This is a genomic window from Lutimonas halocynthiae (genome assembly GCF_030409835.1).
In the GTDB taxonomy this organism is placed as follows: domain Bacteria; phylum Bacteroidota; class Bacteroidia; order Flavobacteriales; family Flavobacteriaceae; genus Lutimonas; species Lutimonas halocynthiae.
The window spans coordinates 39,963-54,226 of the sequence record NZ_JAUFQO010000001.1 but is presented as its reverse complement, the minus strand read 5'-3'; the positions used below and the strand labels follow the sequence as shown (position 1 = coordinate 54,226).

11 protein-coding genes and 2 tRNA genes are annotated in these 14,264 nt (G+C 36.2%); 6 read left to right on the top strand and 7 right to left on the bottom strand.

Annotated elements, in window-relative coordinates:
• Positions 1–52: 52 nt before the first annotated feature.
• A complete protein-coding gene (locus QWY87_RS00230) occupies positions 53–553 on the top strand; it encodes a hypothetical protein (RefSeq protein ID WP_290287211.1) in 501 nt (166 codons plus the stop codon).
• A gap of 101 nt (positions 554–654) precedes the next feature.
• On the opposite strand, the gene QWY87_RS00225 is transcribed toward QWY87_RS00230, so the two are convergent.
• Positions 655–1,716, bottom strand: a complete 1,062-nt coding sequence (locus QWY87_RS00225; RefSeq protein WP_290287210.1) for a hypothetical protein — start codon at positions 1,714–1,716, stop codon at positions 655–657.
• Positions 1,717–2,121: 405 nt separating this feature from the next.
• Between QWY87_RS00225 and QWY87_RS00220 the strand changes: the two genes are divergently transcribed.
• A tRNA-Gln gene (locus tag QWY87_RS00220) sits at positions 2,122–2,192 on the top strand.
• Between the two features lie 91 nt (positions 2,193–2,283).
• Complete coding sequence (locus tag QWY87_RS00215) at positions 2,284–3,492, top strand: acyloxyacyl hydrolase (protein ID WP_290287209.1); 1,209 nt, start codon at positions 2,284–2,286, stop codon at positions 3,490–3,492.
• Between the two features lie 6 nt (positions 3,493–3,498).
• On the opposite strand, the gene QWY87_RS00210 is transcribed toward QWY87_RS00215, so the two are convergent.
• Complete coding sequence (locus tag QWY87_RS00210; RefSeq protein ID WP_290287208.1) at positions 3,499–4,329, bottom strand: universal stress protein; 831 nt, start codon at positions 4,327–4,329, stop codon at positions 3,499–3,501.
• Positions 4,330–4,487: 158 nt separating this feature from the next.
• Between QWY87_RS00210 and rimP the strand changes: the two genes are divergently transcribed.
• From rimP to infB, 3 genes are read left to right on the top strand one after another with little or no spacing between them, the layout of a single operon-like run.
• On the top strand, positions 4,488–4,949 hold the full coding sequence (rimP, locus tag QWY87_RS00205) for a ribosome assembly cofactor RimP (RefSeq protein ID WP_290287207.1): 462 nt from the start codon (positions 4,488–4,490) through the stop codon (positions 4,947–4,949).
• A 10-nt stretch (positions 4,950–4,959) separates the two neighbouring features.
• A complete protein-coding gene (gene nusA, locus QWY87_RS00200) occupies positions 4,960–6,204 on the top strand; it encodes a transcription termination factor NusA (protein WP_290287206.1) in 1,245 nt (414 codons plus the stop codon).
• Positions 6,205–6,253: 49 nt separating this feature from the next.
• Positions 6,254–9,049: a translation initiation factor IF-2 gene (gene infB / locus QWY87_RS00195; RefSeq protein WP_290287204.1), complete on the top strand. Its 2,796-nt coding sequence runs from the start codon at positions 6,254–6,256 to the stop codon at positions 9,047–9,049.
• Positions 9,050–9,146: 97 nt separating this feature from the next.
• Here the strand turns inward: infB and QWY87_RS00190 are convergent, their stop codons facing one another.
• The 5 genes from QWY87_RS00190 to folB all read right to left on the bottom strand — a co-directional run bounded on the left by QWY87_RS00190 (position 9,147) and on the right by folB (position 14,253).
• Positions 9,147–10,997, bottom strand: coding sequence for a M1 family metallopeptidase (locus QWY87_RS00190; protein WP_435389470.1), 1,851 nt, complete (start codon positions 10,995–10,997; stop codon positions 9,147–9,149).
• 74 nt (positions 10,998–11,071) lie between these two features.
• Complete coding sequence (locus QWY87_RS00185; protein WP_290287203.1) at positions 11,072–12,766, bottom strand: S8 family serine peptidase; 1,695 nt, start codon at positions 12,764–12,766, stop codon at positions 11,072–11,074.
• A gap of 20 nt (positions 12,767–12,786) precedes the next feature.
• A complete protein-coding gene (locus QWY87_RS00180; RefSeq protein WP_290287201.1) occupies positions 12,787–13,647 on the bottom strand; it encodes an MBL fold metallo-hydrolase in 861 nt (286 codons plus the stop codon).
• Positions 13,648–13,751: 104 nt separating this feature from the next.
• Positions 13,752–13,822 (bottom strand) — tRNA-Cys (locus QWY87_RS00175).
• 74 nt (positions 13,823–13,896) lie between these two features.
• Positions 13,897–14,253 (bottom strand): dihydroneopterin aldolase, encoded by a 357-nt coding sequence (gene folB, locus QWY87_RS00170; RefSeq protein ID WP_290287199.1) that lies wholly within the window; start codon positions 14,251–14,253, stop codon positions 13,897–13,899.
• Positions 14,254–14,264: the final 11 nt, after the last annotated feature.

Genomic DNA, 14,264 nt, shown 5'->3' with positions numbered 1-14,264 from the left:
TCTTATATTTGAACCTAATAATTAATAGCTTTAACCTAAGCCAACTTTATTCATGAGGTTTATATTTATTCTCATTTTACTGGTAATAATTAGTTGTACTCAAACTAAAGAAAAGCAATTAGAATCTAAGCAACAGCCCAATCACTCAACAACCGCTGAGTCGATTTTCGTTGATGATGACAATGGGTTGTTGAAATTTGTATTTCCCGATACAGTGGAATTAGGGACGGAAGCCAGAGGCACATTACAATATGATTTGCACCTTAATGATTCTTTGTCCGAGAAGTTGCAAGACAGATTTACTTTTCTATATGTAACCAAAGATTTTGTAGAAGGTGGAACGAAAGAAATTGCTAAGAGAAATCATCTTATTTATAAAGATACAACCGGAAATGGATCATATTTTTTTGGAGTTTCTTTTAGTGAAAAGGGTGAACATATAATGTCGCTTGCCATTGAGGATAATTTAATTTTAGAAACTGAGGTAGATTCTATGGCGATGAACCATGCGGTCACGGAGTTATCAATTTGGCATCCAGTTTTTGTTAAATAGAAATTACCTCTCCAAGAAAGTGGAGAGTTTTTTTGTTTGGACCTGTTTTCTCTTTGTTAAAAAATCGAATCACCGCTAAGGACTTTGGCTTGACTTGGCCCCTATCGGGTTCTGAGTTTATTGATGATTTCTTTGGAATACAGGTTGTCATCTTCTAGGATATTATAAAATCCTAGTACGTAATTCTTGGCTTCTTCAAACTGTTTTGGGTTTGCAAAATAAACTTGTAAACTATCGATTACCTCAATCACAAGCTGCTTCTTGTCGAGGTATTCTTTTCTAACCTGTGCAATTACTTCAGGATCTCTCTTAAAACCTCGGTATAATCTGTCGGTCACCGATGTAATAGGTAACGACTCATTATTCGATTCGGATACGGTTGCATAGCTGGTATTTACAAGGCCAGACATATCAAAGTCAAATGGAATCGGCACCACTTTTTCATCAACAAATATTAATTTTTCATTGTGTTGTACATAAGTTGAGAAATCAATATTCCCAATCATGAATTGAAAAAATGCGTTTTGAACTGAAGAAACCGGATCTTGGGCCTGAGGATGCATATTTCTGTCTATGGGTTGTCCTCCATGTCTTTTTGCGACCAATTTAATGTCTTCTATAAAGTAGCCTTTAAATTCAAAAGTTTTATCCTTTTCGTTTGCTGGTTCCGTAAGCAAAATGTCAGCCAACCTTACTTTATAGTGATAGTTGGAGACCACTTCATATATTTTGTATGCCATATATTCCTTGACAATATAATCTTCGGTGCCTTTTTTATCTGAACATTTAACAGCTAATTTTAATTTTTTATTCTTTTCAAACAAGCTGCCTTTACTAGCCGATTTTTTAATTTTCATTTTGATAGGAGCAAAATAACAGTTGTTCAGTCTGAAATCTCCACGTCGCCTTATCTTAACTTGCAGGTCTTTCCATGACAAATCTTCTTCCTGATAAGATAGAACAGTCTGGATAAAAGTACTGTCGTTCGTTTTTTTCTTTATGTCTTTGTTGGAATAACTCAGTTTTATGGGAAGAATGCTTTCTTGGATAAAAAGCTTGGTTACTTTTCCGGTTTTTATTGAATCCACAGTATTCTGGGCCTGTCCCAGAGCGCAAAAAGCAAAAGAAAGGATAAGAACTATGCCTGTTAGTCGTTTATTCATATGTTATAAAGTCTCCAGATAAATTTACAGATTTTTTATTAGATACGATTTTAATTTCTCATTTTTCAGGGAAGCTTCAGAACAAGGTAAGTGAATTTTAGTTGAGGCAACCAAGGGTATTTATAATCTTTAGCCCAATTAAACATTTCAATTATTATTTAATCATGAGCCGTCAAGCTCCTTTGATTATCTATATAGCTAAAAGAAGCTTGTATTCATATTTAAGTGTGCAAAAACAGATATATTTAATTGTTTTGTACTTCTAATTTTATAATCTACTTTTGCCAGCCTGTAAAAGTAAAATCTGTTACAGAGGTCCCAATGAGCAAATCGGTTTATTTTGAAATAAATCTTGACGTATGTTGGACCTGCTTGAATTTATAATGGATATTTTTTTAGGTTTTCTGACCCATGGTGTAACGGTAGCACTTCGGTTTTTGGTACCGCCAGTCAAGGTTCGAATCCTTGTGGGTCAACATAAATAGAGAAATCCATTATAAGTTAAGCTATAATGGATTTTTTATTTTCTGAATATAATGTTTACTTTACCCGCCCTTAGGCCTATATATGGATTCAGTTTTGTTGAATTTTAAAAAAAATATTTCTATTAATCTTTTCTTGCTGGCATTGATTTCTTCAATCAATGTTTACCATGCTTATGGTCAGAAAAATACAATTTCTTATGATGAAGTTAAGGAGGAGAAAAATTACGGTCGGTTTAGATATATAGAAGTAAAGGGTCATACAGGTTATCATCTCTATACTGGGGAGCTTTTAAACGAGGCAATCGAAGATGGATACGGTTCATTGGAGATAAGGTTTGGATGGCAAAAGAAAGATCCTGACCATTGGACAAGTAGATATGGCTATGCGACCTATGGAATTGGATATTACTCTGGCTTTGTTGGAAATCCTGAGGTTTTAGGCAAGCCTAATGCAGTGTTTGGTTTTGTTACTTTTCCTTTAAGCAATGGAAGAAAGAGAAATGTATTTGAAATGAGCCTGGCAACAGGACTGACTTATAATCTTGAGCCATATGATGAGGAGTCAAATCCGGAAAACGATGCCATAGGGTCACCTTTTGCTATTTATTTCAACTTAAATTTTGGTGCTGCTTTTAAATTAACAAGGGAGCTGGATTTGCTTTACGGGCTTGATTTCACACACTTTTCAAATGGCAGAATAACGACGCCAAATTATGGGTTTAATATGTATGGTTTAAATTTAGGCCTTCGTTATCATTATAATGCCGATCAAAAATATGTTGATAAAGACATATATACAGAAAAGGTGCTTCCGGCAAGATTTGACAGACCTAAAACTTCCAAGAACATAAAATTGAGAGAAAGTTCTATTGAAGTTTATCTGGCAGGAGGTACTGTCCAAAATGAAGAAGATAAAGGCACCGATAAGCGCTATGGGGTTTTTTCAGGTGTAATAGACTATCGATTTAAATTTAATACAATGCATGCGCTTACTGCAGGCTTTGATTATTTTTATGATGGGAGTTTAGAGGTCGATTATCCTGAAACCAAGGATCAAACCCTTTTAGGGGCACACCTTGGTTATGATTTCATGTTTGGCAGAATGGCCGTTCGCCTCCAGGCTGGGGCTTATTTAGGCGACGACAAAGGCAAAACACCTACTTACTTAAGAACAGCATTTAGGTATGATATTACCAAATGGATGTTCGCCCAACTTGGTCTCAAAACTAAAGAAACTTCGAGAGCTGACTGGGTAGAATTTGGTGTTGGTTTTAGACCATTCAAATGGTAATCCTACTTAGAGTTTAAAAGTAATAACAGGTCTTAATGCGTGATTGGCTAGTTCCTGACCAATACTGCCATTAAATAACTGAGATAGTCCGCTTCTTCCATGCGTATTTAAAGCAATTAAATCAGCATCAATATCTCTGGCATAACTCAATATTCCCTTTTCAATAGAAATGTCATTATAAATATTTGTCGTATAATTTATAAAGTCAAAATCATCCATAAAAAGAGCCATTCTTGATTCAATATTTTTAGTGGTATTGAAGTTGTGAATCGTATTGATGTATAAAAGATGGATTTTTGCATCAAATAATTTTGCAAAATTTATAACACGGTGAAAAGTAGATTTACTTTCTTTATTAAAATCAGAGGCAAAAATCATATCCTTCACTGTGAATTCTTCGGTGCCTTGTTTTATGACTAATACCGGAACATGAGATCGTCTAACAACCTTTTCTGTATTTGATCCAATAAACATTTCCTGTAATCCTGAGGCGCCTTGAGATCCCATGACAATTAAGTCAATCTTATTTTTTTCACTTTCGGCTATAATTCCTGAAAATGCGTGTTGAAACTGAATGGTTTCAATTACTCTTAAACCTTTTAAAAATGGAAGCTTTTTAAATTTATCAAATTTCTCATGTGCCAGTTTCATAAAATAAATGATTTGAGGCTCTGAGCTAATAGTGTTCATTTCTGCCGGATCTATTGTAGTAACAGGTAATTCAAGCATGTGAACAAGAAAAATTTCGCTACCTGTTTTACGGGCAATACTTGCTGCAATTTTAGCTGCACTTTCGGCTTCAGGTGAAAAATCTACGGGTACTAATATTCGTTTCATAACATACGGTTTTTGATTCATAAGCTAAAGTTAATAAAATTTCATGTATTAGCCCTATGATTTTTGTTAGTATCAAAGGAATTAGTATATTTGCAGCGAATTTTATAATGAATTTGAGTTGGAGGGGACAGATAGTCCCCTCTTTTTATACAAGCCACATGGATCAGAATAAAGTAAAGCAGTTGGTGGACGATGCCCTTTCCGAAAATGAAACACTTTTTCTTATTGATTTGACTTTTGGAGCAGAGGGTAGTATAAAAGTAATTGTCGATGGAGATTCAGGTGTTCCACTTAGTGAATGTATAAGAATCAGCAGGGGCGTAGAGCACAATCTAGATCGTGAAATTGAAGATTTTTCACTTGAGGTTACTACCCCAAACGTCACAGACCCAATAATCGATCGAAGGCAATACAACAAAAATATTGACAGAACACTTCAAGTAAAAACTGCAGAGGATCGTTTTGAAGGTAAATTGATTGAGATAACGGATGAAGGGATTACATTATTTTGGAAAGCCCGGGAGCCGAAACCAATTGGAAAAGGAAAAGTAACAGTGGAAAAACAACAGACAATTCCGCTAAGTGAAATAAAAGAAGCTAAAGTTAAGATTATTTTTTAATAAGAGCACAATGGAAAATATCGCATTAATTGAATCATTTTCGGAATTCAAAGACGAAAAGAGTATTGACAGGGTAACTTTGATGGCTATACTTGAAGAAGTATTTAGGTCTGCTTTAAAGAGAAAGTTCGGATCGGATGAAAATTTTGATATTATCATCAACCCGGACAAAGGTGACCTTGAAATCTGGAGGAACCGTATTGTTGTTGAAAATGATGCAGTTGAAGATGACAATGAAGAAATCTCTTTGGATGAGGCACAAAAGATCGAGCCTGATTTTGAAGTAGGAGAGGAAGTATCTGAAGAGGTGAAATTAATTGATCTTGGAAGAAGAGCCATATTGGCTTTACGCCAGAATTTGATTTCAAAGATTCACGAACACGATAATACAAATATCTTCAAGCATTATAAAGAACTTGAAGGAGAGTTATATTCTGCCGAAGTTCATCATGTAAGGCACAATGCAATAATTTTGTTGGATGACAATGGAAATGAGCTTGTTTTGCCTAAAAGTGAGCAGATTCGTTCAGACTTTTTCCGCAAGGGAGAGTCAGTTAGAGGAATCATCAAGCATGTGGAACTGAGGGGTAATAAGCCTTCTATTGTATTGTCAAGAACAGCTCCTGAATTTTTGGTGAAGCTTTTTGAACAAGAAATTCCTGAAGTTTTTGATGGTTTAATTACGATTGAACGCGTTGCAAGAATTCCTGGAGAGAAAGCAAAAATTGCCGTAGATTCTTATGACGACAGGATTGACCCGGTTGGTGCCTGTGTAGGTATGAAAGGATCGAGAATTCATGGAATTGTTAGAGAACTAGGTAATGAGAATATTGATGTTGTTAATTTTACAAAAATTGACGAGCAATTTATAAAAAGAGCATTAAGCCCGGCTAAAGTGGTATCGTTAAAGATACACGAGGCTGTAGGTGATGATAAACCAAGAGTTGACGTATTTCTAAAACCCGAAGAAGTTTCAAAAGCGATTGGTAAAGGCGGTGTAAATATCCGATTGGCTAGTCAGCTGACCGGTTATGAGATCGATGTTCAGAGAGAAGGAGTAGAGGACGATGTAGAATTGTTAGAATTCTCTGATGAAATTGAAGCATGGGTGATCAATGAATTTAAAAATATTGGTCTTGATACAGCAAGAAGCGTTTTGGATCTTGAGCTAAGTGAATTAGTAAAAAGAACAGATCTGGAAGAAGAAACGATTCTTGAAGTACAAAGAATTTTAAAAGAAGAATTCGAATCATAATATTTTTTATTTTGCAATAGGAAATTAGAGGTTCATTTTAAATTAATATATGACAGACTATAAGCCACAACGATTTAACAAAGTTCTGAGAGAATTGAATATTTCTCTGGACAGGGCTGTTGAGTTTCTTGCTAATAAAGGCATAGACATTGATCATAGGCCAACGGCTAAGATTTCTCAGGATGTTTATACAATCTTGTCTAATGAATTCCAGACGGATAAGAGTAAAAAGGTAGCCTCGAAGGAAATTGGAGAAGAGAAAAGAAAAGAGAAGGAAGAAATTCGTTTGGCTTTAGAGAAAGAAGTAGAAAAGAAACGTCTGGAAGATGAAGCAAGAAAAGCCGAAATCTTTAAAACTGAATCTGAAAAAATCAGTGGCCCAAAAATGGTTGGGAAAATTGATATCGACCCTAAACCTGAAGTGAAAGAAGAAGCGCCTGTTGAAGCTGTTACTCCTGAACCTGAGAAGAAGGAAGTAGTTGATGAGGTGATCAAAGGATCGAAAAAATTAAAAGGCCTGAAGCAAGTTGGCAAGATTGATGTAGAACCGAAAGAAAAGCCTGCTGCTAAGAAAAAAGAAGCTGTCAAACCAGTTGAGCCTGCTAAAGAAGAGGCACCTGCCCCTAAAGAACCAGTTGTAGAAAATACGGTTCCCGAAGCAGAACCTACTCCGGAGGAGACTCAAACCTTGAAGACAGAATATCAAAAATTATCTGGGCCTAAGAAAACAGGTGAAACCATTGATCTTTCAAAATTTGTCAGACCAAAGAAGAAGCCGGTTGAGACGAAAAAAGAAACCAGTGCCGACGCAAATAAGACCAAAAAGAAGCGTAAGAGAATTCATGTACAACGTACAGATTTTGGAGCTAATAAAGGTGGAAATAGAGGAGGTCAAAGAGGTCCTCAAACTGGAAGAAAACCAATTGTAAAAGAGGAGCCATCTCCAGAAGAAGTACAAAAACAGGTTAGAGAGACCCTTGAAAAACTTCAAGGTAAATCTAAAAAAGGAAAAGGAGCCAAATACAGAAGAGAGAAACGAGACCTTCACCGTCAACAGGTTGAAAAAGATATTGAACAACAAGAAGCAGAAAGCAAAGTTGTAAAGGTAACTGAATTTGTTACTGCGAACGAGATTGCTACGATGATGAATGTATCAGTGACTGAAGTTATTTCAGCTTGTATGTCATTAGGAATGATGATTTCAATGAATCAACGTTTGGATGCTGAAACAATTACAATTGTTGCTGAAGAATTTGGATATAAGGTTGATTTTGTTGGTGCTGAGGCAGAAGAAACTGTTGAGGAAGAAGTAGATAACCCTGAGGATCTTGAACCAAGATCGCCAATTGTAACGGTAATGGGTCACGTAGATCACGGTAAAACTTCATTACTGGATTATATTAGAAAAGCCAATGTAATCGCCGGAGAATCAGGTGGAATTACACAACATATTGGAGCTTATGCTGTTGAACTTGAAGATGGTCAGAAAATCACTTTCTTGGATACACCTGGTCACGAAGCCTTTACGGCGATGCGTGCACGTGGTACTCAAGTAACAGATATTGCGGTGATTGTTATCTCTGCAGATGATGCGATAATGCCTCAAACAAAAGAGGCTATAAGTCACGCTCAGGCAGCAGGTGTCCCAATTGTATTTGCGATTAATAAAATTGATAAGCCAGATGCTAATCCTGAAAAGGTAAAAGAAGAATTGGCTCAGATGAATCTTCTGGTTGAAGACTGGGGTGGAAAAATCCAATCTCATGACGTTTCGGCATTAAAAGGACTTGGCATCAAGGAATTACTTGAGAAAATCCTTTTGGAGGCTGAATTGTTAGAATTGAAAGCCAATCCAAATAAGATGGCAAATGGTTCAGTTGTTGAAGCCTTCCTTGATAAAGGGAAAGGATATGTGGCTACTGTTCTTGTAGATGGAGGAACACTTAAGGTTGGAGATTATATTCTTGCAGGTCATCATTCAGGTAAAGTAAAAGCTTTACAGGATGAAAGGGGTAATAATGTACAAGAAGCAGGTCCTTCGAGACCGGTGTCAATTTTAGGGCTTGATGGAGCGCCTCAAGCAGGTGATAAATTCAAGGTGTATGAAGATGAGCGAGAAGCGAAACAAATTGCTGCAAAACGCTCTCAATTGAGTCGTGAGCAATCTGTAAGAACGCAACGACACATTACGCTTGATGAAATTGGAAGAAGAATTGCTTTAGGTGGCTTTAAAGAATTGAACATTATCCTTAAAGGGGATGTGGATGGTTCTGTTGAAGCACTGACTGATTCTTTACAGAAATTATCAACTGAAGAGATTCAAGTGAATATTATTCACAAAGGAGTTGGAGCCATTACTGAATCAGATGTGTTATTAGCATCAGCTTCTGAAGCGATTATTATAGGATTTAATGTAAGACCTTCAGCAAGTGCTAGACAAATTGCAGAGAAGGAAGAAATTGATATTAGAAACTACTCGATCATTTATAAAGTTATAGATGAGGTTAAGGATGCGATGGAAGGAATGTTATCTCCTGATATTGTTGAAGAGATCTCAGGTAATGCTGAAATCAGAGAAACCTATAAAATTTCTAAAGTAGGAACTATTGCAGGTTGTATGGTTCTTGATGGAAAGATATTTAGAAATTCTAAAATCAGATTGATTAGAGATAATGTAGTGATCTGGACAGGAGAATTAACTTCGTTAAAACGATTCAAAGATGACGCCAAAGAGGTAGCTAAAGGTTACGATTGTGGTATTCAGCTTAAGAATTACAATGATGTAATGGTGGATGATATAATCGAAGCTTTCCAGGAAGTGGAGGTTAAGAAGACACTGAAATAAGATTTATTATAATAAAAAAATCCCGATCATTTGATCGGGATTTTTTTTTGTTTCAATACTAAGAATTTGTGATTCTAGAACAGGAATTTAACAAGCTTTATTTTTCAATAACTGATGTAGCCATTGTATTATTTTCTCTGTCAATATCTGCCATTAAATTCTTTGGATCAATCTGAACAGATTTAATTTTCTTGTCCGTTTTTACGGTATAACTCGGGCTTACCCATGACCAGCTATCTAGAACCTTCGCTTGCGTCGGTTTATGTCCATACATCATTTGTAAGGGTATATTAAAGTCTTCAGTACTTCCGTCTTCATATGTTACGCTTATGTCAACAGGCATAGGCATAGATCCCTTTCGTTCCAGTACAATATTTTGTTCATCAATAGATACAACAGCATAGTCTATTACTCGTGTGGTGCTGATCCAATAGTTTAGATACCATTCTAATTGAAGCCCTGAGACTTTTTCGGCAGTCCTTTTGATGTCATTAGGAGTTGGATGAGTAAACTTAAATTCATCATAGTACTTTAAGATGGTTTTATCTAGGTTATCCTTACCGATGATATAGCCTAATTGAGACAAAAATATACTTCCTTTACTATAGGCAGAAATACCATGTACGCGGTTAGATTCATACCGATCAGCAAAGGTTGTAAGCGGCTCTTGTTTGCCACTTTGAACCAGATAGAAATAACCATTATAGGATCTTGAATTGGGTAACTCCTTCTTTTGGTCCATGATTTCATTCATGGCTGCATTTGAAATATAGGAAGTAAAGCCTTCATCCATCCATTCGTGTTTGGTCTCATTGGTAGCCAATATAAATTGGAACCAAGAATGTGCAAATTCATGAGCTGTTGTGCCGATAAGAGAACCTAAGTTTTCACCTCCCGCAATCAAAGTGCACATGGCATATTCCATACCTCCATCTCCGCCTTGGATGACAGAGTATTGTTTGTAGGGATATTGGCCAATATGTTTATTGAAGTAGGCAAGAATCTTTTGGGTTTTTTCAGGTAATTGCTTCCAATTCGCGATTACTTCCTCATTGTCATTCTTGTAAAAAAAGTGAAGTTCAACATCATTTTCACCTATAACTTTTTCATGAATATACTCCGCGTCAGCTGCCCATGTAAAATCATGAACATTTGGTGCTTTAAAGTGCCAGCTCAACTTCTCACCTTTAGGAAGGTTTAGTTTTTTATCCGGATTCTCATATCCGTGGCCTATTTCCTGAGGATTTTGTAAATATCCAGAACCACCAATAGTATAGTCTTTATCAATATGTATCGTTACATCGAAGTCACCCCAGACACCATGAAATTCTCTTCCAATATAAGCATTGGCATGCCATCCTTCAAAATCATATTCGGCTAATTTTGGATACCACTGAGCCATGGATAGTGCAACACCATCACTGTTATTACGTCCTGATCTGCGAATTTGAACCGGAACCTGAGCCTCAAATTCCATTTCAAAAGTAGCTTTTTTACCCGAAGCAATTGCCGAATTCAAATTCACTTTCATCACCGTCCCGAAAACCTCAAAAGGCACTGCTTTACCATCCTGTTTTAAGGATAGAATTTTTTGATAACCGATTTCATCAGGTTTTAAGCTTGCAATGCGACTTTCATAGTCAGGATTTTCTTTAGTCCCTTTATTAATTGACATCCTACCATCTGGATCAGCAATGTGCTGTAATCTAATGTCCATTTCACTTCCTGGTTGAAAAGCATTGAATTGCAGAAGGTAAAAAACCTCGTTTAATTCGTCAGGAGAATTGTTTGTGTAAACAAGTTTTTGCTTGCCTTTGTATTGATACTTTTCAGCATCCACGTCAATATCCATTGTATAATCTACGTGTTGCTGCCAATAGGTTTTTTGTTGACCAAAGGCATGTAGACATAGGATAGTAAAAGCAATAAGTGTAAAATTTCTTTTCATTGTAAACAGTTGTTTAAAAGAAAGCTACAAAGGAATGACTCCTTTGTAGCTTTTGTTATGTATTTAATTATCAGTTAATTCACCATGCTGTCTGCCATTTTCAATGCATTATATGCATTTAAAACGCGTCCAGAAACAGATAGATCACTAAAAGGAACGGTTTTGCCATCTCCTCCTGGTAATTTAACTTCAAGGTCAACCTTAATACCTGAATTCATTAAAATATGTTTTACCTGACTTGCAGAAAGTTCAGGATAATAAGAACGAATCAAAGACGCTACACCTGCAACCTCAGGAGCTGCCATTGATGTACCTTGTATAGATTTGTATTCATTTTTTGGAACTGTTGAATAAATCTCAGATCCAGGAGCAAAAAGATCAACGTTTAGTTTACCATAATTAGAAAATGTAGAAACAAGATCTTCATTGTAATTTCTGGTCATTGAACCGATTGTAATTACATTGTCAGCGATCTCTTTTACTTTATCAGGTGAATCAGTAGGAAAGTTGTCACTTTTATCAATATCCTTGTGGTCATTGCCTGCTGCATGCACTAAAAGCACGTCTTTACTTGCTGCATATTTAATCGCATCATAAACCCATTCAGCATTTGGTGAATAGCTTTTCCCAAAACTCATATTGATCACCTTGGCGCCGTTGTCAACAGCATATCTGATGGCTAATGCTACATCTTTATCGTATTCATCCCCATCAGGAACGGCTCTCACAGATAATAGCTTTACATTTTGAGCTACACCATTCATTCCTTTTCCATTATTTCTGGTAGCCATTGCAATTCCAGTAACATGAGTCCCGTGCATTTCATCGTCAAGCGATCCAATAGTAAAGGCATTGCCATAAGGAACGTCTTTTATGTCATAGGCATCATCATTTGTCGTTCTACCGTTAAAATTAAGGTTATACATCGTTTCTGCCTGAGGTGCATAATAATCAAGCTTTCTCTTTTCATAGTCCATCTCAGTTTTAACTTGTGCTAAAACTTCATCAGCATTACCGCCTTCTTCCAAAATTTTTATCAATACCTGAGTTCCTTCGAATTCATCTATAGATTTTAATTCAGTTATCGTATAGTCTTTTTTACCTAATTTTGTAGTGGCTGTCTTATCCGCATCAGTAATGTACACGGTTAGCTTTTGCAGATAATCATAATTTTTTGAGGCCTCATCTACTTTTTCATTAACACCGTTGATTCTCTTTTCATAATCTTTCTTTACCTTTTGGTAATAGTTATACCCATCTTTTTCAGAAGGATTAAAATCTTTGGCTGATGTTCCGCTATACTTTGGGTCTAGCATCTTATAAATTCTGGTTACTTCAAGTTGCTCAGGTGTTGCTTCACCTTCACCACCTAAGAAATTCCAGCCGTGAATGTCATCAATGTATCCATTCTCATCGTCGTCTTTTCCATTTCCAGCAATTTCATCTGTATTGGTCCAAACATTATCTTTTAAATCTTCATGTTCATTGTCAATACCTGAATCTATAACTCCAAGGATAACAGTTGTTCCTTTTTTATCAGCTAAAAATGCATAGGCCTGATCAAGACTCATTCCAGGAATTGAATCCTTCATGATATCAGCATGCGGCCAGGCTCTGATTTCTTCCTCACTCATGCTGCCTTTTTTCGCAACCATATCAACAGCTATCGTTGATCCTTCAGGAACAACTACACTATGAAGGTTTTTTGTCGTACTACATCCGGAAAGAACGATGGCTAAACCTAAGCCTAATATTAATCTCTTGTTCATCACTAAAAATTTGTTTTTTATTATTTAAATAGTTCATCGAAACGGAAAGTCTGATCTAATCGAACTCCCTTTTCGGTGTGTTTTACGGTACATATTTCATTTTTGGCATCATGTTCAAGGAACAAATAATAACCTTCGTTAGCAGCCTTATTTAAAAAGCGTTGTTTTTCGTCCATTGTGATAAGAGGTCTTGCATCATAACTCATTACATAGGGCAAAGGGATGTGGCCCACTGTTGGAAGCAGATCAGCCATAAATACCAAAGTCTTATCCTGATATGTAAGATGGGGTATCATTTGTTTTTCTGTGTGACCATCAGCAAAAAGAATGTCAAATCCTAAAGGCCCGTCTTTCAACATATCCTTTTCAGGAAGGCTTATAAAATTAAGCTGACCACTTGCTTCAATAGGGTTGATATTTTCTTTTAAGAAGGAAGCTTTTTCTCTTGGATTAGGTTTTGTGGCCCATGCCCAATGATTTTCATTTGACCAGAATTTTGCGTTTTTAAAAGCTGGTTCATACCCGGTTCTCGATTTATTCCATTGAATGCTGCCGCCACAATGGTCAAAATGTAAATGTGTCAAAAAAACATCAGTAATGTCGTCTCGGTGAAAACCATATTTATGAAGAGAGCTATCTAGATCTGCATCCCCGAAAGGGAAATAGTAACCAAAAAACTTTTCGCTTTGCTTGTCGCCGGTACCGTTATCAATAAGAATTAAACGATCTCCATCTTCTATGAGCATACATCTCATACTCATGTCAATAAGATTATTGACATCGGCAGGATTGGTCTTTTGCCATATAACTTTGGGTACAACCCCAAACATAGCGCCACCATCTAATTTAAAATTCCCTGTTTCAATTGGGTAAACTTGCATGAGCAATTTATAAGACATGCAAAGATGCAAAAATTCGCGTAAAATACTGTTAATTAAAACAAAAAACCTCATCTCCAATATTAGCGGAAAATGAGGTTTTTAAGAGGCGTCAAGCAGATTCGAACTGCTGTACGAGCTTTTGCAGAGCCCTGCCTAGCCACTCGGCCATGACGCCAAAAACGGATGCAAATTTATAAAAAAATTTATTGATATCGACAAAAAACAATGCTTATTCTTTTATTGCCCTATTTATCTCTTTTGATTCATTATTATAGAAACCATTTCAACATTTCCACCGATAGGAGGATTTAACTTAGAGACTTTAATTTTAGCCTCATTCACTATAGGAATTTCAAGTAAAATTCTGTCAAGTATAAGCTTAGCGACTGTTTCAAGTAACTTTGTTCGAATGGCCATCTCTTCTTTAACGATTCTGTTCAAATGAACATAATCAACCGTATCAGCAAGGTTGTCTGATTTTGCCGAAGGCTTAAGATTTGCTTTTACCTTAAGATCGATTCTATAATCTGAGCCTATTTTACCTTCCTCCACTAAACAACCATGGTAGGCATAGACTCGAATATTACTTATTTTAATTGTTCCCAAGACTCGAAGAA